This window comes from Pseudarthrobacter sp. NPDC092424, assembly GCF_044754925.1.
Taxonomy (GTDB): Bacteria; Actinomycetota; Actinomycetes; order Actinomycetales; family Micrococcaceae; genus Arthrobacter.
The window spans coordinates 246,818-266,561 of sequence record NZ_JBIVQC010000002.1; the positions used below are offsets into that span (position 1 = coordinate 246,818).

At 69.3% G+C, this 19,744-nt stretch carries 17 protein-coding genes; 10 read left to right on the plus strand and 7 right to left on the minus strand.

Going from position 1 to position 19,744, the window contains the following annotated elements:
* Positions 1–86 precede the first annotated feature (86 nt).
* The 5 genes from ACIQCN_RS04150 to ACIQCN_RS04170 all read left to right on the plus strand — a co-directional run bounded on the left by ACIQCN_RS04150 (position 87) and on the right by ACIQCN_RS04170 (position 5,264).
* The gene (locus ACIQCN_RS04150; RefSeq protein ID WP_400609539.1) at positions 87–1,238 is read left to right on the plus strand and encodes a Gfo/Idh/MocA family oxidoreductase; all 1,152 of its coding nucleotides are present in this window, start codon (positions 87–89) and stop codon (positions 1,236–1,238) included.
* On the plus strand, positions 1,235–2,026 hold the full coding sequence (locus tag ACIQCN_RS04155; protein ID WP_400603990.1) for a TIM barrel protein: 792 nt from the start codon (positions 1,235–1,237) through the stop codon (positions 2,024–2,026). Before ACIQCN_RS04150 ends, ACIQCN_RS04155 begins: the two co-directional genes overlap by 4 nt.
* Positions 2,027–2,106: 80 nt before the next feature.
* A complete protein-coding gene (locus ACIQCN_RS04160; protein WP_400609541.1) occupies positions 2,107–2,592 on the plus strand; it encodes a hypothetical protein in 486 nt (161 codons plus the stop codon).
* A gap of 71 nt (positions 2,593–2,663) precedes the next feature.
* Positions 2,664–4,769 (plus strand): bifunctional polysaccharide deacetylase/glycosyltransferase family 2 protein, encoded by a 2,106-nt coding sequence (locus tag ACIQCN_RS04165; RefSeq protein WP_400609543.1) that lies wholly within the window; start codon positions 2,664–2,666, stop codon positions 4,767–4,769.
* Positions 4,770–4,796: 27 nt separating this feature from the next.
* Positions 4,797–5,264 carry a phage tail protein gene (locus tag ACIQCN_RS04170; protein WP_400603985.1) on the plus strand — a complete coding sequence of 156 codons (468 nt, stop codon included), beginning with the start codon at positions 4,797–4,799 and terminating at the stop codon, positions 5,262–5,264.
* Between the two features lie 33 nt (positions 5,265–5,297).
* On the opposite strand, the gene ACIQCN_RS04175 is transcribed toward ACIQCN_RS04170, so the two are convergent.
* The 6 genes from ACIQCN_RS04175 to ACIQCN_RS04200 all read right to left on the minus strand — a co-directional run bounded on the left by ACIQCN_RS04175 (position 5,298) and on the right by ACIQCN_RS04200 (position 12,450).
* Positions 5,298–6,395 carry an alanine racemase gene (locus ACIQCN_RS04175; protein ID WP_400609545.1) on the minus strand — a complete coding sequence of 366 codons (1,098 nt, stop codon included), beginning with the start codon at positions 6,393–6,395 and terminating at the stop codon, positions 5,298–5,300.
* A 138-nt stretch (positions 6,396–6,533) separates the two neighbouring features.
* Entirely contained in the window at positions 6,534–7,904 is a 1,371-nt protein-coding gene (locus ACIQCN_RS04180) for a prealbumin-like fold domain-containing protein (protein WP_400603981.1), read from the minus strand.
* 425 nt (positions 7,905–8,329) lie between these two features.
* A complete protein-coding gene (locus ACIQCN_RS04185) occupies positions 8,330–8,581 on the minus strand; it encodes an SHOCT domain-containing protein (RefSeq protein WP_400603980.1) in 252 nt (83 codons plus the stop codon).
* A 152-nt stretch (positions 8,582–8,733) separates the two neighbouring features.
* Positions 8,734–11,454, minus strand: a complete 2,721-nt coding sequence (locus tag ACIQCN_RS04190; protein WP_400609547.1) for an HAD-IC family P-type ATPase — start codon at positions 11,452–11,454, stop codon at positions 8,734–8,736.
* 66 nt (positions 11,455–11,520) lie between these two features.
* Complete coding sequence (locus ACIQCN_RS04195; protein WP_400609549.1) at positions 11,521–11,973, minus strand: universal stress protein; 453 nt, start codon at positions 11,971–11,973, stop codon at positions 11,521–11,523.
* 6 nt (positions 11,974–11,979) lie between these two features.
* Positions 11,980–12,450, minus strand: a complete 471-nt coding sequence (locus ACIQCN_RS04200) for a pyridoxamine 5'-phosphate oxidase family protein (RefSeq protein ID WP_400603974.1) — start codon at positions 12,448–12,450, stop codon at positions 11,980–11,982.
* Between the two features lie 171 nt (positions 12,451–12,621).
* Between ACIQCN_RS04200 and ACIQCN_RS04205 the strand changes: the two genes are divergently transcribed.
* Positions 12,622–14,277 (plus strand): GAF domain-containing sensor histidine kinase, encoded by a 1,656-nt coding sequence (locus tag ACIQCN_RS04205; protein WP_400609551.1) that lies wholly within the window; start codon positions 12,622–12,624, stop codon positions 14,275–14,277.
* 19 nt (positions 14,278–14,296) lie between these two features.
* Here the strand turns inward: ACIQCN_RS04205 and ACIQCN_RS04210 are convergent, their stop codons facing one another.
* Positions 14,297–14,911 carry a response regulator gene (locus tag ACIQCN_RS04210; RefSeq protein ID WP_400604303.1) on the minus strand — a complete coding sequence of 205 codons (615 nt, stop codon included), beginning with the start codon at positions 14,909–14,911 and terminating at the stop codon, positions 14,297–14,299.
* 260 nt (positions 14,912–15,171) lie between these two features.
* Between ACIQCN_RS04210 and ACIQCN_RS04215 the strand changes: the two genes are divergently transcribed.
* From ACIQCN_RS04215 to ACIQCN_RS04230, 4 genes are all read left to right on the plus strand, one after another.
* Positions 15,172–16,113, plus strand: coding sequence for a 5'-3' exonuclease H3TH domain-containing protein (locus ACIQCN_RS04215; RefSeq protein ID WP_400609553.1), 942 nt, complete (start codon positions 15,172–15,174; stop codon positions 16,111–16,113).
* Between the two features lie 76 nt (positions 16,114–16,189).
* A complete protein-coding gene (locus tag ACIQCN_RS04220) occupies positions 16,190–16,762 on the plus strand; it encodes a hypothetical protein (protein WP_400609555.1) in 573 nt (190 codons plus the stop codon).
* A 28-nt stretch (positions 16,763–16,790) separates the two neighbouring features.
* A complete protein-coding gene (gene hrpB / locus ACIQCN_RS04225; RefSeq protein WP_400609557.1) occupies positions 16,791–19,415 on the plus strand; it encodes an ATP-dependent helicase HrpB in 2,625 nt (874 codons plus the stop codon).
* 167 nt (positions 19,416–19,582) lie between these two features.
* Positions 19,583–19,729: a hypothetical protein gene (locus ACIQCN_RS04230; protein WP_400609559.1), complete on the plus strand. Its 147-nt coding sequence runs from the start codon at positions 19,583–19,585 to the stop codon at positions 19,727–19,729.
* Positions 19,730–19,744 lie beyond the last annotated feature (15 nt).

The following is a 19,744-nucleotide window of genomic DNA, read 5'->3' on the forward strand; positions in this document are numbered from 1 at the left end:
AGTCTATAGAACGATCTAGACACGTCCGCTCAGGCATGTCATAGTGAGCTGACTAGAACGATCTAGAATTCTGCAAGGAGTACGCAATGCCCTATGTTGAGCATCCTGTCAGCGCCGACAGGCCGGTCCGGATCGGACTGGTCGGGGCCGGCTGGATCGGCAACTTCCATGCCGAATCCGTCGCCCGGCGCATTCCCGGCGCCCGCCTGGAAGCTATTGCCGATCCCGCGCTGCCTGCCCTCGAGGCGCTGGCCGGACGGCTGGGGGTGGCCAAAATCAGCACTGACCCTGCCGACGTCATCGCCGACCCGGAGGTGGACGCCATCCTGGTTGCCGCCCCCGCGCGGTTCCACGCCGGGCTTATCGCTGAGGCAGCCCGGGCCGGAAAGCATGTGTTCTGCGAGAAGCCCGGCGGGCGCACCATCGAAGAACTGGACGCAGCCCTGGATGCCGCCGATACGTCCGGAGTGCTGGTCCAGTTCGGCTTCAACCGGCGCTATGCCAAGGATTTCGCCGCAGCCCGCGCATTGATCGACGACGGTGTGGTGGGCAAGCCGCAGCTGTTGCGGTCACTGACCCGGGATCCCGGCACCACACAGGGCATCGCCAACCCTGAACGGATTCCGCCGGGCACGATTTTCCTGGAAACACTGATCCACGACTTCGACACGCTGAACTGGCTTAACCCCGGCACGGTTCCCGTTCGCGTGCACGCTGTCGCCGACGCCCTGGTGGCCCCCGCAGCCAAGGCCACGGGGCTGCTGGACACGGCCGTCGTCACCATCACCTACAGCAATGGGGCTATTGCCGTGGCCGAAGCCAATTTCAACGCCCTTTATGGCTATGACGTGCGCGGTGAAGTGTTCGGCTCGGCCGGGATGGTGACGGCGGGCGGACCCCAGGCGTCCAGCGCCACCAGCTACACCGCCGCCGGCATCGGCATGGACACGGTCCGGCTCAACGTCGACCTCTTTCACGACGCCTACACCGCCGAAGTCGCCCACTTCGTCGAGGCGGTCAGGGAACGCCGCGACGGCAGCGGTGCCTTGGACAGCCCCGCTTCCCTTGGCATAGCCGGCACCCCTGCGCGTCCCGGCGGTACTGATGCCCGCAATGCCCTGGCACTGGCGCTGGCAGCCGTCCGGTCCGCTGAATCCGGGCTTCCGGTGGATGTCGCTTCCGTGGCGGAACTCCGCCCGGCGGAGCCGGAACTGCAGCCGGCGGGAGGAGACTCATGAGCATGCGCCTGGCGGTATGCGCCGAGATGGTCTACGGCGAACTTTCCCTGATCGACCGCGTCAACCGTATCCACGAGCAAGGCTTCGACGTTGAACTCTGGGACACCCGCGGACGCGATATCGCCGCCCTCGCGGCCACGGGCGCGCGTTTCTCCTCCATGAGCGGCTACTTCGGCGGCAGCCTCACCGATTCCGCCAGCGCCGACGAAGTGGTGGCCTCTGCGGAGAAACTCATTCCGGTGGCCCTTGAGCTGGGAGTCGAGCGGATGGTGGTCCATCCGGCCGAACTCGGGGAGGGCGGCAGGGCGGTCAATCCCGTCCACCGATCCACCGGCGGAATGTGGCTCACGGGCCTGCGGACGCTGGAGCGCCTGGCTGAGCTGGGCGCCAGGCATGGGGTGACATTCGCGCTGGAAAACCTGAACACCATCGTGGACCATCCTGGCATCCCGCTGGCCCGGGCCAAGGACACCATGGCACTGGTTGAGGCCGTAAACCACCCCAACGTCAGGATGATGCTTGACCTGTATCACGCGCAGATCGGCGAAGGGAACCTGATACAACTGGTGGGGACCGCCCTGCCATTCGTCGGGGAAATCCAGGTGGCTGACGTGCCCGGCAGGTTCGAACCCGGTACCGGTGAAATCAACTACCGTGCCGTGGCGGACGCCTTGCGCGCGGCGGGATACAACGGCGTTGTCGGCCTCGAAGCCGGGGCCGCCGGAGGCCAGGGGCTGGCGGCCGGAGACGCCGCGCTTGCTGCGTTCAGGGCTGCTTTCGAAGCCTGACGCGGACAGCAGGTTTAAGGGAGCGCGGGTCGATCGCCTAAGATGGATGCTCGATGCCAGCTCCTGAAGAGTCTCTCCACATGCCGGTTTCCGCCCCGGGCGGGCCGATCTTCGTCGACGCCTCCGGGCGCAGGCTGCGCCGGATCAGGCTTCTTGGCCTGGCTGCGCTGGCGCTCGTGGCCGGATATGCGGTCCTGCTGGTGGTTGCCCTGGCGGGCGGCCCCAACGTCGGCGCGCCCTACCTGCCGCGGCCGGCCGGACAAGCAGCCATCGATGCTCCGGCCTCCGCGCCCAAGCCGGCGCCGTCGACGGCAGCCACCGCCGGGGGAGCCCCGTTGCCGGCTGGACCGGTCGCTGCACCGGCTGACCCGGCGCCCGACCCGGCAGGGGAGGCACCGGCGTCGGCCGCGCCCGCCCCGGCGCCCTCCACGCTTGCCGAAGCAGAGCCTGCGCCCGCCTTGCCGGGTGCGGCGGCTGCCGCGCAGGGAACGGATCCGGTCGATCCTGGAATGAGCGGGGCGGCTCCCGGGCAGGCAACCAAGCCAACGCAGCCGGCCCGCCGGTGATGTACCGCCGACGGAACAAACCCGGCGCTCCCCGCCCCCTCAGGGCCCACTGGTTCATCCTCCTGGCCGTTATGGGCGGCCTGGCGCTGGCTCTCACGGTGCAGGGCTATATGCACCACCTCGCCGGCGTCGGCCACCCGGCCGCGCCCATAGCGGGGCCGGCCACCTCCGTACCCAAGGACGTGCTCCAGGGCGGTCCGGTCCTCGACGCCCGGGGCGGCGCGGTGCGCACTGTCAGCCCTTCGGACCGCACCCTCGCGCTCACCTTCGACGACGGTCCTGACCCGGTCTGGACGCCCCGGATATTGGACGTCCTGCGGAAACACGACGTCCAGGCCACGTTCTTCGTGGTCGGTTCCGCGGCCATCGAGCACCCCGACCTGCTGCGGCGCATCGCCGCCGAAGGGCACGAGATCGGCGTCCACACGCTCACCCACGCCGACCTCGGCAGCGTACCGGAGTGGCGGCAGCAGCTCGAAATCCAGGCGGACCAGCAGGCCATCGCCGCCATCACCGGGCGCACCGCCACCCTGCTGCGGCCCCCGTTCAGTTCCGCCAACGCGACCGTTTCGGACGGCACCTGGGAGGCGGTCCGGGCCGCTGCGGACCAGGGCTACCTCACGGTGCTCTCCACCAAGGACAGCAAAGACTGGCAGCGTCCCGGCGCCGACGCGATCGGACGCAACATCGCCCCATCCGGGCCGGGCGGCCAGGTGCTGTTGATGCACGACGGCGGCGGCGACCGCAGCCAGACCGTCGCGGCCCTCGATTCATCCCTGGCGCAGTTCGCCGCGCAGGGTTTCCGGGTCACCTCCGTGGGCGACTCCGTCGGCATCTCCAGCATGCGCGAGGCCTCCGCGGAGGACCGGATCAGCGGCACGGCACTGTGGTGGGGGATCCGGCTCAGCGACATCGTCATCACCCTGATCTCCTGGGGGCTGGTGGCCGCCGGCGCAGTGACCTTCATCCGGGCTGTCCTGGTGGTGGGCGTCGCCGCGCGGCACAACCGGGCCGGCCGCCGCCTCCGTGCCTCCGCCCGCGGCCGGCGCCGGACGGACGTGGTGGTCCGGCGGGAGGTCACCGAACCGGTCACGGTCATCGTGCCGGCCTACAACGAGTCGGCCGGCATCGAGGCCGCGGTGCGGTCCATCGCCGCGTCCACCCACCCGGTGGAGATCATAGTGGTGGACGACGGCTCAACGGACGGGACGGCCGACCTCGTGGACGCCATGGCCCTGCCCGGCGTCACCGTGATCCGGAAGGAAAACGGCGGCAAACCCTCCGCCCTGAACGCCGGAATCGCCGCGGCCAGCCACAGGATCCTGGTGATGGTGGACGGCGACACCGTGTTCGAACCGGACACCGTCCGCGCACTGATCCAGCCCTTCGCGGAACCGGAAGTGGGCGCCATCTCCGGCAACACGAAGGTGGCCAACCGGGGCGGAATCCTCGGCGCCTGGCAGCACATCGAGTATGTGGTCGGGTTCAACCTGGACCGCAGGCTGTTCGACGTTGCGGAGTGCATGCCGACTGTTCCCGGCGCCATCGGGGCATTCCGCCGCGACGCCCTGCTCGCCGTCGGCGGCGTCAGCGACGACACCCTGGCCGAGGACACGGACCTGACCATGGCCCTCTGCCGCGACGGCTGGCGCGTTGTCTACCAGGACGATGCCCGCGCCTGGACGGAAGCGCCCGCCAGCCTCGGGGCGCTCTGGAAGCAGCGGTACCGCTGGTGCTACGGCACGCTGCAGGCCATGTGGAAGCACCGCGGCGCCGTCTTCCAGCGCGGCGCGGCCGGGAAGCTCGGCCGGCGCGGCCTGGGCTACCTGCTGATCCTCCAGGTCCTGCTGCCGCTGTTCGCCCCTGTGGTGGATGTCTTCGCGCTCTACGGGCTGATCTTCCTCGACCCGGCCAGGATTGCCGTGCTTTGGCTCGTCTTCCTGGGTGTCCAGCTGCTCATGGCCGCCTACGCGTTCCGGCTGGACAACGAGCCGTTCCGGCCCCTCTGGACGCTGCCGCTCCAGCAGTTCGTCTACCGCCAGGTCATGTACCTGGTGGTCATCCAGTCCGTGGTCACGGCCCTGGCGGGGGTGCACCTGCGCTGGCACCGGATGGAACGGTACGGCAGCCTGAAAGTACCTCCCTCCGAGAGCACCCCCGGCCGCGCTATGGTTTAGTCCAGACACATCCATCCGGGAGGACCCATGCCGTACGTTGTCGACTTCAGGGACGTTTCCACCACCGGGCTGGAGTCATCGCCGGTGGCGGACGCCCTCGCCGGGCTGCGCGCCAACGAGTCCCGCTACTACAAGAACAAGTACAACCACGACTTCGCCGTCAGCCCCGCGGCCGAGGTTCCCGGGACGGTGGAGCGGGTGGCACGGATCCTCAGGGAGGAGCGGGACATCGCCATCAGCTCCCGGCCCCTGGAAGCCAGCACCTTCGAAGTGGACGGCCTGCGGATGGACTACGTGTTCTATGAGTCCGGGCTGTCCATCAACGTCATGTACAGCATCACTGAGGGCGGGAAGCGGGCAGTGGGATTCAAGCTCTCCGAGGGCATGGAGGTCCCTGAAGAGCTGGCCGCTGCCGGTTTCAAGTTCGCCCGGCAGAAGTCCAGGCTCGCCGGAGTGATCCGCGGTTCATACTTTGTGATCAAGGGCGGGTACTGACCGGACAAGGCGTACGGCTGCCCCGCCCGGGCGCTACCTGTTGAGCCCCCGGGCGGCGACCCGCCAGCGGTCCACCACAGTTCCGCCGCGGACCACGGCCACCCCGTCCACCAGGTTCACGGCCACGCAGACATGGTTGGGAACCACCCGGAGCCTTTCGCCCAGGGCAGGCAGCTCCACTTCTGCCGGCCACTGCACCGTTGCGTGATGCTCTGAGAGCGCGGTAATGCGGGCATCCGGGCAGTCGAGGATCCGCCCGAAGCCCGTGGCCCAGGCGGGACGGTCCCCGCCCAGGATCTTGCTGCCGGAGTCCAGGATGATCCGGCGCGGCGCTGCCCCTCCGCCGTCGTGCCGGCTGACGACGGTGGCGGCCACGGTCAGGGCGATGTCCTCGGGTGTGCAGCGCCCCAGTTCCAGCTGCTGGGCGTCGCCAAAGACGTAGACACCGGGCCGTACTTCGGTCGCCTCGGCGCGGCCGGTCAGCATCGCAGTGGGAGTGGATCCGCCGCTGCGGCGGGAGATCCGGAAGCCGGCGGCCTCCAGCAGGGCGGCGGCGCGGGCGAGGGCGGACGCTTCCTGTTCCGCCGCGGCGGGAGCCATCCCCGGGGCATAGCTGTGGCCGGGGAACGTGAAAACTCCGGCCACGCGGAGCCCGGCGGCCGCCGCTGCCCGGGCCGCGGACACGGCGCCCTCCGGCAGCAGGCCGCTGCGGTGGTGGCCGCTGTCGATTTCCAGCATCACCTCCACCAAGCCGGCCGCATCGCCAAGCGCCGCGCCCATGGCCGCTGCCCCCTCGGCGGAGTCGACCCCTACCGAGATCCTGGCTGAGGCCGCCAGCCGCCGCAGCCGCTCCGCCTGGGCCGGCCGGATCCACAGGGGATAGGCGATGAAGATGTCCTGCACGCCGTCCGCGGCGAACACTTCCGCTTCGCCCAGGGTCGCCACCGTCAGGCCCACGGCACCCGCACCCAGCTGCAGCCGGGCGATTTCGAGCATCTTATGGGTCTTGGCGTGCGGCCGAAGCTGCAGGCCCTTCCCGCCCACCGCCTCCGCCATCCGGACGATGTTGCGGGCCAGCACGTCCCGGTCGATGAGGATTTCGGGCGTCTCGATGTCCGCGGGGACGGTCATGGCGGGCTCCTCCCGGAGGCGGTTTCGCAGGGTTCAGTGCCACTGCAGAGGCGGGCAAAGTGCAGAAGCAAGCGTACGACGGCGGGAGGTCCCGCCGTCGTACGCTCCGCTGTGTCAGGGCTGCTGGAACCTGCCCGCCTACTGCGGGATGGTCACCCCGGCGGTGTGGCTGCCGTGGCTCTGGTCATCGAACGCCGCCCCGCCCAGGCCGCAGAGCTGCGCTGCGGTCATGCCGGTCGGCGCAGCGCCCAGCGAGGTCTTCGCCGGTGTGCTGCCGTCCAGTGTGACCTGGCTCGGATAGAGCGAGTTCGTGGCTTCGCTGCAGACAAGCACGATCACCTTGAAGTCCCGGGGGTTGACGAAGGTCAGCGCAACCGTCCCGCCGGCCCCGACCACAGCCTGCTGGGGTGCGGCCGTGTCATGGCCCGCAGGCGTGGTGGTTTCCACTACCCAGTAATTGCCGATGGGGACATTGGTGAAGGAGCAGGTGCCCGCGGCGCTGGTGGTGCAGGTGGTGGCCGGAGTCACCGCCGTGTCTTCGGCACCCATCGCTGTCCCTACAGGCGCGGCGTCCTTGAAGAGCGTGAAGACTGCTCCCTGGAGTGCGGAGACGGGACTGTCGTCATCCACCTTGGTGACGTTGATGGTTCCGCAGCGGGACGCCCCGGCGCTGATGGGGGCGATGAAGTCCTTGACCGCAGACGTGAACGAATCGGAGGAACGGCTCTTCAGGTACGCGGACGCGAACGGGAGGCACGTGTTGGCGGGAATGATGCCTGAATCCGTCAGGTTGATGGCAGCTTCACCGAACGTGCGCACGCTCAAGGTCCGCGGTTCGTTCGGAGCGATCGGGTCCACCACCTCGACCGTGTTGATGGATCCCTCAAAGTATCCGCCCAGCGCATTCACCGTGCCCCAGCAGGGGAGGGTGTTCGAAGCCTCGCAGTCCGTGCGGGGGTCCCCCGCGGTGATCCACTCGTGATAGCCGAGGTCGGGATTGACGCCGCCCTGGGAGAGGTCGTACTTGACCAGGATGTCACCGGCCGTCCGGACAGGGGTGACGCCGTTGCCCGATGTCACCTTCGACTGGTTGAACTCGAAGTCCATGTTGGTGGTGCCGTTGGGTTCCTGGACGCGCTCCCAGGCAAGGTACAGGAAATCCTTTGAGTTTTCCTGGGTCATCTTGGTGTAGAACCGGAGCAGGTCGCTCTTATTGTTGGGGATGGAACCGTTCACCACGGTGGGTACCGGATCGTCCTCTTTCGTGCCGTTGCCGAACGAATTGTCGCCCTGCCCGGTGGGCAGGTCGATGCCACAGCCGCCGGTGGTGGTGGAACAGTCAATGCCGGCGTTGGCCCAGTCCATGGCCTCGTCATTGACCACGAGGTTTCCATCACCGGTGTCGAAGCCGCTCCCGGCCAGGTTCGCCTGGGAGGCGGGGGCGCCGCTGAGGGCAAGTGCGAGGACAGCCACGGCCACGCCGATCTGTGCCCGAATTTTTGTTTGCATGGTTCACTTCCAGAGTCCGGGAGGAGCTTTTCATCGGACCCCCAGTGTCCGGCGGATACTGCCCAGCCAGCGCAATAGGTGCAAGTGTGTACGGTGCGCCAGGAAGCGGGTGCCGCGGAGCGAATCGGCATCAGGGATGTGGATCGGCCGGGGACGGGGTCCGGGCGCAAACGCAACAGGTGCGCCTGCACGTTATGGCGCGCATAGGCGCCGGCCCGGCCTGTGGCCGGGTCCCGCGGACCGCTCTGAGTGAAATCCGTGGCGAGGAACAGTCAACCCCCGCGCATATCGTAGCCCCGGCCGGGCCGGACAACAAGCACTATCTGAAGCCCCTCTTATTGCCATCCCGCGCCGGGCGGGAGTGCCGCCGCCCCGGAGGCACACCGCCCACCAGCAGGCGCAACCAACCTATTGCCTGGGCACAGCTACCGGCCGCGCAGCACCGCCAGCCGGGTGTGGTACTCGGACTCGTCGATCTCGCCGCGCGCGAAGCGTTCCGCCAGCAGGTCCTCGGCGCTGCGTGACGGCGGGGCCTGGTAGTTCTGGTGGCCCGGCGAGCGCAGTGAGCGTGCCAGCAGGACAACGCCGGCGATGATCGCACCCCAGAAGATGAGCATGCTGATGGTCATCATGACATAGCCCCATATGCCCATATCGCCGCTCCAGCCGTACATCATTTCGGGACCTCCGCCCATCGGGGACGGGCCCGCTGCCCGCCGTGTGTACTTCCACTATTGCCGTCAGGGGGGCGGCCGGGCAGGGGCAAAGGTCCCGCGGATCCGCAGGCGTCCGGGGGAACCTGCGGGCAGGGGGCGAAGCCAAATGCCTGCTAAAAGCGGTTGCGCCGGAGCAGCTTCTCCACCCCGACCACTACGGACGCCAGCACGGCAATGCCCAGGATCCGCAGCCACGACTCAGCGCTGATGGGCGCCGTGTGGAAGAGACCGTTCATCGCGGGCGAATAGGTAATGGCGACCTGCCCGGCGGCCTGGGCCAGGACGCCCAGGACGATCCAGCGGTTGCTGAAGAAACCGATGCGCCAGGCGGACCGGGTGAAGGAACGGCAGCTGAACAGGTAGAACAACTCAACCGCGACGAAGAGGTTGACGGCGGCAGTCCGGGCCTCGGCCACGGAAGCCCCGGCGGCCACCTCCAGCCCGAAGATCCACCAGGTGCCGCCCACCAGCAAGGCAGAGACCAGCAGGACGCGGAGGGTCAGCGCCCATGTCAGGAGCGGCCTGGCCGGGTTCCGCGGCGGCCTGGACATCAGCCCGGGTTCCTTCGGCTCGAAAGCGAGCATCAGGCCCAGGGCCACGGCGGTGGTCATGTTAATCCACAGAATCTGTGTGGGCAGGATCGGCAGGGTGGAGCCCAGGAGGATCGCTGCCAGGATCACCAGGCCTTCGCCCATGTTCGTGGGCAGCGTCCAGATGATGAACTTGGTGAGGTTGTCGAAGACGTTGCGCCCCTCTTCCACCGCCGCTTCGATGGTGGCGAAGTCGTCATCGGTCAGGACGATGTCGGCCGCCTCCTTCGCCACCTCCGTCCCGGATCGTCCCATGGCGATTCCCACGTCGGCCTGCCGGAGCGCGGGAGCGTCATTGACGCCGTCGCCCGTCATGGCGGCCACATGGCCGCGCCCCTGCAGCGCCCCGATCAGCCGTAGCTTTTGCTCCGGCGAGACGCGGGCGAACACGCTGGCCTTTTCAACCGCTGCAGGGAGCGCTGCGGGGGACAGCGACTCGATGTCGGCGCCGGTGAGGGCGGTGCCGTCGTCGCGGGAGGCTGTCAGGCCTACGGCTGCGGCGACGGACACCGCCGTGCGCAGATGGTCGCCGGTAATCATCTTCACCGCGATGCCGGCCTGGTGGCAGGCGGCCACTGCAGTGGCGGCCGCCTGGCGCGGCGGGTCGTGCATGGCCTGCAGCCCGGTCAGGGACAGCCGCCCCCGAAGATGTCCATCCGTCAGCGGGCCGGGTGGGCCGTCCGGCAGCAGCGCCGCCGCGGTAGCCAGGACCCTTAGTCCGGTCCCGGCGAGCCGGTGGGCCTCGGCAAGGACCTCCGTGCGCTGGAGGGCTACCTGCCGGCCGCCTGCGTCCAGCTGGCTGCCGCATAAGTCCAGGATCCTTTCCAGTGAGCCCTTGGCCAGGACGGTGGCTCCGCCGTCCGGCGCTCCGCAGTGGACAGTGGCCATGTACTGCCGCTCGGAGGTGAATGCCAGCGTCGCTGTCCGCGGTGCCTCCGCCAGGAACGCCGGGCCGTCCACGCCGCCCTTGCCCGCGGCCACGAGCATGGCGGCCTCCGTGGGGTCGCCCTTGGCAGCCCAGGCGCCATCCTCGCGCACCACGGCGGAATCGTTGCATACGGCACCGGCCAGCAGGGACCAGCGCAGTGCCTCGTCACGCACCCCACGCTGTGCAGCGTCGTCCGGCCCGGCGGCGGGACACACCGCGCCCTCGGGTCCGTAGCCGGAGCCGGTGACCTCATAGCTTCCGGCCGGGGTCCACAGCCGCCGGACTGTCATCTGGTTTTCGGTGAAGGTTCCGGTCTTGTCCGAGCAGATCACCGTGGTGCTGCCCAGCGTTTCAACGACGGGAAGGCGCCGCACCACGGCGCGGCGCCGGGCCATGCGCCGTACTCCGATGGCCAGGGTTACAGTCACTGCGGCCGGCAGGCCTTCCGGGATGGCGCCCACGGCGAGCGCGACGGCGGCCGTGAACGTGAGTGCGGCAGGCTGCCCCCGCGCCACGCCGGCGATGAACGCGACGGCGGCGAGCGCCAGGATTGCGACCGTGAGGGTCATGCTGAACCGGGCGAGTTTTTGGGTCAGGGGCGTGGCCAGGGACTTCACCGAACCCATGAGCCGGTGGATTTCGCCGAGCTCCGTCTCCCCTCCGGTGGCCACGGCAACGCCCGCGCCGGTACCGGCCGTGACCAGGGTGCCGCTGTAGGCCATATTCCGGCGGTCAGCCACCGGGGTGCCGGGCGGCAGGGTCACAGGATCCTTGGCCACGGGTTCGGATTCCCCGGTAAGGGCGGATTCGTCCACCTTCAGCCCCGCCAGCCGCACCAGCCTCAGGTCCGCCGGGATCTTGTCGCCCGCCTCCACCAGCACCAGGTCACCGGGTACCAGGTCCCCGGAGGGGACTTCCATTCGGTCCCCGGACCGGATGACGGTGGCCGGCGTGTGGACCAGGGACGCCAGGGCCTCGAGGGCGGCTTCCGCCCGGACCTCCTGGACCAGTCCCACCAGGGTATTGATGAGCACCACGGCCAGGATGACGCCCGAATCCAGGTACTCGCCCAGGACCATCGTGACCGCGGCTGCTGCCAGCAGGACGTAGATGAGCGGGTTATTGAACTGGCGGAGGATTTTCCGCAGCAGCCCGCCATCGTCCACCGGAGGCAGCACGTTGGCGCCGAACCGGGCCCGCCGGGCGGTGACCGCTGCGTGGTCCAGTCCGCTTTCGGCATCGGTCTCCAGCAACAGCAGTACTTCGTGCGCCGGCAGGCCGTGGTGGGCCGCCTCGTTGCCATTGAAGTCGCTCAACCGCAGAACTCCGGTTCCATCCCTGCGTCCTCCTTAGCCGCCTTCAGGGCGTCGGCAGATGCGGGCCTACCCGTGCGGGTTTGTTTCCGGGGTATGGACCACCAGCACCGGGCAGTGGGCGTGCGCCACCAGGGCAGATGTGACCGAACCCAGCAGCATGCCGCCAAAGCCGCCGTGGCCCCGCTTGCCCACTACCACCAGGTCTGCGTGGCGGCTCGCTTCGATCAATGCGTCGCGCGGGTGCCCACGCACCAGGTGCGGATGAACATTCGACGGCGTGTCCCCGTCAAACGCAGCGGCCATCGCCTTCCGGAGGACAGCCCGCGCCTCCTCCTCGAATTCTTCGAAGCCCACGGCTACGTAGCCGGCGTACGCCTGCGGGTAGTCCCAGTATGCGGTGGCGTCCACCTCCGCCTGCAAGGCGGCAGCCAGCATGTGGCCCTGCCGCAAGGCCTCAAGGGAGGCATCAGATCCGTCCACGCCCACCAGGATGCGCTGGAACGGCTGTCCGCTACCCATGGCGGCCTATTCGAATCCGGCCCGGGTCACGTCATCGAGCGATGTGTGCCAGGCCATCGGGGCGGTCAGGTTGAAACGCCGTCCGGTGATTGAATCGGGGGTGATGCGGATCAAGTGCTCCTGGCCCACACCCTGCCAGGGGAACAGCCCGCGGCGGATCTGGTTGAGTTCCTCGCCGGTGGAGAGGGTGTCTTCCGCCCTGCCCTTGACCACAACGCTCCACGCGAGCCCAAATTCGGCGCTGAGGGCGTCCGCCTCCAGTGCCACCACGCTGTCCGCGGTTAAGGCCTGCTGCTTGGTGCCGGCGCCGGTACGGAACACGAGCGTGCGGCCGTCCACTGTGAAGTTCACGGGAAAGACGTCCGGATGTCCATCGGCAAGCACCGCCAGGCGGCCAACCTTGGCTTCCGCCAAGAGTTTCCAGCACTCGTCCGGGTCCAGGATTTCCGCTTCGGGAACCAAGTTCTTATTGCTCATGCCGCGAGCCTACGGGGGAGCGCTGTCCGGAAACAGGGCCCAAAGACCCGCATGGCAGTATGCCGGGCGGCTGCGTCTCTCCTAGACTCATCAGAGAGGATCGTTCGGGCTCCGCTGGATGGCGGCAACAGGAGGTCAGGTGTGGGCAACGAACTGCCATGGAGTTCTCCCATGACCAGGAAGGCCGAAGACCTCCTGCGCGAATTCGTGGCCAGGGCAGATGAGCTCCTGGATTCCCAGGAACGGATCAACGGCCTGCTCGCCGCCGTGGTTTCGCTGGCCGAGGACCTCAGCCTGGAGGCGGTGCTGGACCGCGTGGTCCAGTCCGCCTGTGTGCTGGTGGGCGCCAAGTACGGTGCGTTGGGCGTGATCGGGGAGGACCGGAAGCTCAGCCACTTCATCACCGTCGGCATCGACGAGGACGGTATCCGTTCCATCGGGGACTTCCCTACAGGACACGGTGTCCTGGGCCATCTGATCCGCGAACCCCGGCCCCTCCGGCTTCATGACCTCGGGGCCCATCCCATGGCTTCGGGCTTCCCGGCCAACCACCCGCCCATGAATTCGTTCCTGGGTGTCCCGGTGCGGGTACGGGACGCCGTGTTCGGCAACCTCTACCTCACGGAGAAGAGCGGCGGGCAGGATTTCAGCCCCGAGGACGAGGACCTTGCCGTGGCGCTCGCAGCTGCCGCCGGCGTGGCCATCCAGAATGCCCGGCTCTTCGAAGACAGTGGCCGGCGGCAGCGGTGGCTGGAAGCGGGCATGGAGCTCAGCAACCGGCTGATCACCGCCGGCGCCCCGGCAGACGCACGCACGCTGGACCAGGTGGCGGAAGCGGCCCTGAAGGTCTCAGCCTCGGCACTTGCGGTGATCGCCGTCGCCGGGTCCGACGGCGTACTTCGCTGCCGCTCCGCGCTCGGCGAGCAGGGGATGCAGTCCGGGCAGGAAATCGGATCCCCGGATGTAGTGGAAACCGTCATGGCGACGGGGGAGTCGCGGCTGGTCCGGGATCCCCGCATGGTTTTCGGCGAGGGTGCCGCGGAAAAGCTGGGGCCCGTGCTGGTCTGTGGTCTGGGCCACCGGGGAACAAACAACGGGGTGCTGCTCCTGGCCCGGTCCAAAGGCGCCGCCAGCTTCAACCAGGCGGACATCGACTCCAGTTCCCTTTTCGGCAGCAGGATCGGTGTTGCCCTTGACCTGGCTCATGTGAATGCGCTCCGCGAGCAGAACCTCCTGTTCACGGACCGGGAACGCATTGCCCGGGATCTTCACGACCTGGTGATCCAGCGGCTGTTTGCGGCCGGGCTGAGCATCCAGAGCCTGCGCCGCTACACCGCCGATCCGGTGGCGCATGAACGGATCGCCGCCGTCACCGGCGAACTTGATGACACCATCCGGGAACTCCGCGACACCATCTATTCGCTGCGCACCGGTGAGGTGGAGCGGGAGCCCCTGACCCGCCGCGTCCTCCGCGTTGTCCAGGAGGGCTCGCGCGGGCAAGCCGTCCGGCCCCAGGTGGCCTTCGCCGGTCCGGTGGACAGCTCAGTGCCGGAGGACGTGGCCGGCCATCTTCTGTCCGTGCTCTCGGAAGGGCTCAGCAACGCACTGCGGCACTCCGAGGCGGATGCAATCTCCGTTTCGCTCACCGCCGGCGGCGGCGGCGTGGACCTGGTGGTGGAAGATAACGGAAAGGGCTTCGACCCGCCGGAAGGCGAAAGCGGCCTGGCCAACATGCGCAGCCGGGCGGCGCTGCTGGGGGGATCATGCACCATCGACAGCACGCCCGGAGCCGGGACGCGGATCCGTTGGTCCGCTCCCGTCAGCTGACCTGCGGTCCGGTCCTGCCCTATCCGCTGGTCCTGGTGACGTAAACGGCCGCCTGGGTGCGGCGCTCGAAGCCGAGCTTGGCCAGGATGGAGGACACATAGTTCTTGACGGTTTTTTCGGCAAGGAACAGCTCTTCGCCGATCTGGCGGTTGGTCAGTCCGCGGCCGATGAGCGCCAGCACCTTCTTTTCCTGGGCGCTGAGGGCCTCGAGCCGTGGGTCGGATGGAGCCTCGGTGAGCCCGTCGATAATCTGCTGCTCGACGCCCGGGGCGAAGAGCGATTCGCCGGCGGCTGCCCGCCGGATGCCGTCCAGGAGCGCGTCGCTCCGGATCTGTTTGAGGATGTAGCCGGATGCACCGGCCAGGACCGCGCCGCGGAGGGCCTGTTCGTCGTCGTAACTGGTCAGGATCAGGCAGCGGAGACTTGGATCCAGGGACCGGACATCGCGGCAGACCTCGATGCCGGTGCCGTCCGGCAGGCGCCCGTCAAGGACCGCGATGTCGGGCTGGAGGGCCGGGATGCGGCGCGTGGCTTCGGCGGCGGAACCGCTTTCGCCTATCACAGTGAATTCCTCCCCTTCGAGGAGGTCCTTCAGTCCCTGCCGGACGAGCTCGTGGTCATCGAGGATGAACACCCGGATGCCCCCTTGCTGTCCTGCCGGTCCGGCCTGTCCCGCATCCTGCCTGTGCACGTGGTGCTCCCGTTCTTCCTGCCGGTCCATGCACACCGTGTGCACGGCCCTGATGGGCATGCAGTCCATTCTTCCCTTCGGAACGGGCTCCCGGTAGGGACCAAAGACCGCACCTGCGTGTCCAGGCTGCCAGGCGGGCTGCGGCTCCTGCAACCGGCTTCACGGTGCGCTCTTTCCGAGTCTGATCCGTGGCAGGATCAGGTATGCCTGACCGCCTGATGCTTCTGGACACCGCGTCACTGTACTTCCGTGCCTTCCATGGCCTGCCGGACACGCTGCGGCGCTCCGATGGAACTCCCGTGAACGCCGTCCGGGGCCTCCTCGACATGATCGCCCGGCTGGTGGCCGATTTCCGGCCAAACCACCTGGTGGCGTGCTGGGATGACGACTGGAGACCGCAGTGGCGCGTCAACCTGATCCCGTCCTACAAGGCCCACCGGGTGGCCCAGGCCCGGCCAAATGAGCCGGATCTTGAAATTGTCCCGGCGCAGCTGGAACAGCAGCTGCCCATGATCCGCACCGTGCTTGGCGCGGCAGGAATCGCCGTTGTGGGCGCGCCCGGGTTCGAGGCGGACGACGTCGCCGGCACCTATGCCAGCCACGCGGAAATGCCGGTGGACGTGGTCACGGGGGACCGCGACCTGTTTCAGCTTTGCGATGACGAGCGGCAGGTCCGCGTCCTTTACACGGCGCGCGGCATGAAGAACCTGGAGGTCATGACCGAGCTGTCCGTCGTGGAAAAGTACCGGGTGCTGCCCCGCCAGTATGCCGACTTCGCTACCCTGCGCGGCGACGCCTCGGACGGGCTGCCCGGCGTGGCCGGAATCGGCGAGAAAACCGCGGCGTCGCTGCTGCTTCGCTACGGCACGGTCGAGCGGCTGTTGGAAGCGGCCGCCGCGCCGGCAAGTCCGGTTGCGGCTCCCGTGCGGGCCCGGCTGGCTGCCGCGGCCGGGTACCTGAAGGCGGCACCCGCCGTCGTCCGGCTGGCCCGGGACGTGCCACTGCCCGGCCTGGAGGACGCCGGCGCGGCACTCAAGCCCCTTCCGGCGGACCGCCTGCGGGAACTTGAACGCCTTGCTGGAGAATGGAACCTGGGCGGTTCGGCGGGGCGCCTGATTGCAGCCCTGTCGCGGTTGGAGCAATAGGTAGTAAGCTTGCTGATCAATACCGTGGTGGCTGAGTGGCCGGCACGGGGAAACTTACGGACGCAGGGGGACGCCCATGGACCAGGACAGCGCTCCTGCAGTTGTGCCACGGCCTGCCGGCCGGGTGTTGGCGCCGGGCGGCCGGCAGGCCGCCCTCGCCTTTCTCGCCCTTCTCGCAGCGGCCGCCATCGCCATGGCAGCCATTCCGGCGCTGCGCAACGCTGAACCGAACGATACGGCTCTTCGCGGGCTTCAGATCCGCGTCCTTGCCCTCACCCAGGCAGCCGCCGAGAACCGGATAGACGGCGCCCTGGACGCCCTGGCTGCGCTCGAGCGCGACCTTGACGAGGCCGCCAGTTCAGGGCTCATTTCGGATGCCCGCTTCAAGGGCATCGACGCGGCGCTTGAGGCTGTTCGGGCGGACCTGATGCGGGAGGCCGACGCCGGAGCTGCCGCCGCCAAGGCCGCCGTCGCAGCCGTGTCTCCCACCCCCGCTCCGACGCCCGCCACAGCACCCCCGGCACCGGCTCCGGTTCCTGAACAGCCGGTAGTGGTGCAGGAACCGGCACCGAACCCGGCAGCCAAGCCGGGGCCCCCTGCCGATGCCCAGGAACCCAAGGGCAAGGCGAAGGGCGCCGGAAAGCCCTGACTGCGTCCCGGGCAGGCAGAATGGACGGATGACTCCCGTGCGCCAGGACAGCCCAGCCAGGGGCGCGGCTCCCTTTGACCTCGACACCATCGGCTCGGGACTCGCCTTCGCCGGTTCCCTGCCTGCGCTGGCTTCCGCGCTGGCGGCGGGAGAGGGGGACGGAACCGGTGCCGCCGCTGTGGTCCAGGCCCCGCCCGGGACCGGAAAGACCACCCTGATCCCGCCGCTCCTGGCTAACCTGTCGCCGGACACGCGGGTGGTGGTCACCCAACCGCGGCGCGTGGCAGCACGGTCGGCGGCCCGGCGGCTCGCCGCCCTGGACGGCAGTACCCTCGGCAGCCGAGTCGGCTACGCGGTGCGCGGCGAGCGCAATGCAGGTCACCAAACCCGGGTCGAGTTCATCACCCCCGGCATCCTGCTTCGCCGGCTCCTGGCGGATCCCGGCCTGGACGGCGTAGGTGCCGTGGTCCTGGATGAAGTCCACGAACGCGGCCTGGACACTGATCTCCTGATCGGCATGGTGGCCGAGGTCCGCGCCCTCCGCGGCGACCTCGCCGTCGTCGCCATGTCCGCCACCCTGGACGCCGGCCGGTTCGCCGCGCTCCTGGCAGGGCACGACGGCGGCGCCCCGGTCCCAGTCGTCGGCTGCCCTTCCGTCCTGCACCACCTGGAAACCCGCTGGCGTCCTGCACCCGGTCCACGGCTGGACGGCCGCGGCGTGGCGCGCGCGTTCCTGGACCACCTGGCCGCCACCGCCGCGGACGCCCACGCGCAGGCGCTGGCGGCCGACGGCAGCACCGACGCGCTGGTCTTCCTGCCCGGCGCGCGGGAGGTGGCACACGTGGCCTCGGCGCTCCGCGGAAGAACGGGCGGCACCACGGACATCCTGGAACTCCACGGGCAGGCGGGCGCCGCAGAACAGGACCGGGCGGTTTCCGGCCGGACGCCCGGCGGCCGGCCCCGGATCATCGTGTCCACGGACCTGGCGGAATCCTCGCTGACCGTCCCCGGAGTCCGGCTGGTGGTGGACTCCGGCCTCACCCGCGAGCCCCGCCGGGATGCGGCCCGCGGCATGAGCGGGCTGGTGACCGTCTCCTGCTCGCAGGCATCCGCAGTGCAACGGGCCGGCCGTGCGGCGCGGCAGGGTCCGGGCACCGTGGTGCGCTGCTACAGCGACCAGGCGTTCGGCGCGGCTCCCGCCCACGTCACGCCCGAAATCGCGACTGCGGACCTGGCGGGGGCCGCCCTCGTGCTGGCATGCTGGGGCTCCCCGCGCGGTGACGGACTCGCGCTGCCGGATCCGCCGCCGGGACCCGCGATGGACGAGGCCATGGAGCTGCTCCGGGAACTCGGCGCCGTGGACGCCGGCGGGCATGCCACCGCCCACGGCAGGCTCCTGGCCGGCATCCCTGCCGACCCCAGACTCGCCCGTGCCCTCTTGGATGGCACGCCCGTGGCAGGTGCCCTGGCAGCGGAGGTTGTTGCTGTCGTGGCCGGGGACCACAGGGCGCCCGGGGCCGACCTGGTCAGGCTGCTGAGCCGGCTTCGTTCCGACAACGGACCAGAAGGCCGCAGGTGGGCAGATGAAGCGCGCCGCCTCCGCGAAGTGGCGCGGCGGGCGGGGGAGCGTCGGGGGACCGGAGCCTCCGGTGACACCGCCGCCCTGGTGGGTGCCGTCGTCGCGCTTGCCTACCCGGACCGCGTCGCGCGCCGGGCGCCGGGCGACGGGCCCGAACGGTACCTGCTGTCCTCCGGCACGCGCGCGGGGCTGCCGGCCGGCAGCAGCCTTGCCGGGCACGAGTGGCTGGCCGTTGCAGAGGTAGCCCGGGCAGAGGGACGGGACGCGGCGGGTACAGGCGCCGTGATCCGCGCGGCGGCACCCCTCGGTGCGGATGCCGCCGAGTCCTGCGCTGCGCATCTGTTGTCCGAAGAGGTGGAAGCGGAAGTGGTCCAGGGCAAGGTTGCCGCCCGCCGAATCAGGCGCCTTGGCGCCATCGTGCTGGCGTCCACGCCGGTCCGCCCCTCGCCGGAGCAGGGGCGTGCCGCAGTGGCCCGGCTGCTGATGCGGGACGGCCTGGGGTCACTGGAATGGTCGACGGCGGCAGCGGCCCTTCGCCGCCGGCTCGCCTTGCTGCGCCGCGAACTGGGGAAGCCGTGGCCGGACGTCTCGGACGAGGCCCTGCTGGCGGATCCCGATGCCTGGCTGGGGCCGGAACTCGAAGCACTGGGCGGCGGTGCGGCTTTCGGATCCGTTGACCTGACTGACGCGCTCCGCCGGCTGCTGCCGTGGCCTGAGGCCGCCGCGTTGGACCAGCTCGCCCCCGAGTGGCTCACCGTCCCCAGCGGCTCACGGATCCGCGTGGACTACCCCGAGGCGGGGGACCTGGACGCCCGTCCCGTGGTGGCCGTCAAGCTGCAGGAATGCTTTGGCCTGGCGGAGACGCCGAGGGTCGCGGGAGGGAAGGTGCCTGTCCTGTTCCATCTCCTGTCGCCCGCGCGGCGGCCGCTGGCGGTCACCGACGACCTGCCGTCGTTCTGGTCCGGCCCCTACGCCCAGGTCCGCGCCGAGATGCGGGGGCGCTATCCGCGGCATCCGTGGCCCGAGGATCCGTGGTCCGCGCCCGCAACGGCCCGGACAAACCGGCGGAGATAGCCTGGTCCTCCTCCCCGCCCACGGGTGCCTCCTGTCCCGCCGGCCAGGGCGGGGTGAAATCTTCGATACACAGCCGAAACCTGCAATCGATGCGTTGAAACATGCCCCCGTTACGCTCGTTGGCACCCGGACGTTGCCGTCCGGACCCAACATGGAAGGACAACGGAATGTTTCTCTTGAACAGCAGCAACTTCCTGACGGACGCCGGGGCAGGGCAGGACGATCAGCCGGCCGGCAGTGGACAGGCCGGCTCTGCCGAAGGGCGGATCACCTCGGCCGCCTGGGAAGGCTGGTGGTACGACGGCGCAGCCTGACCCCTGGCACGGTGC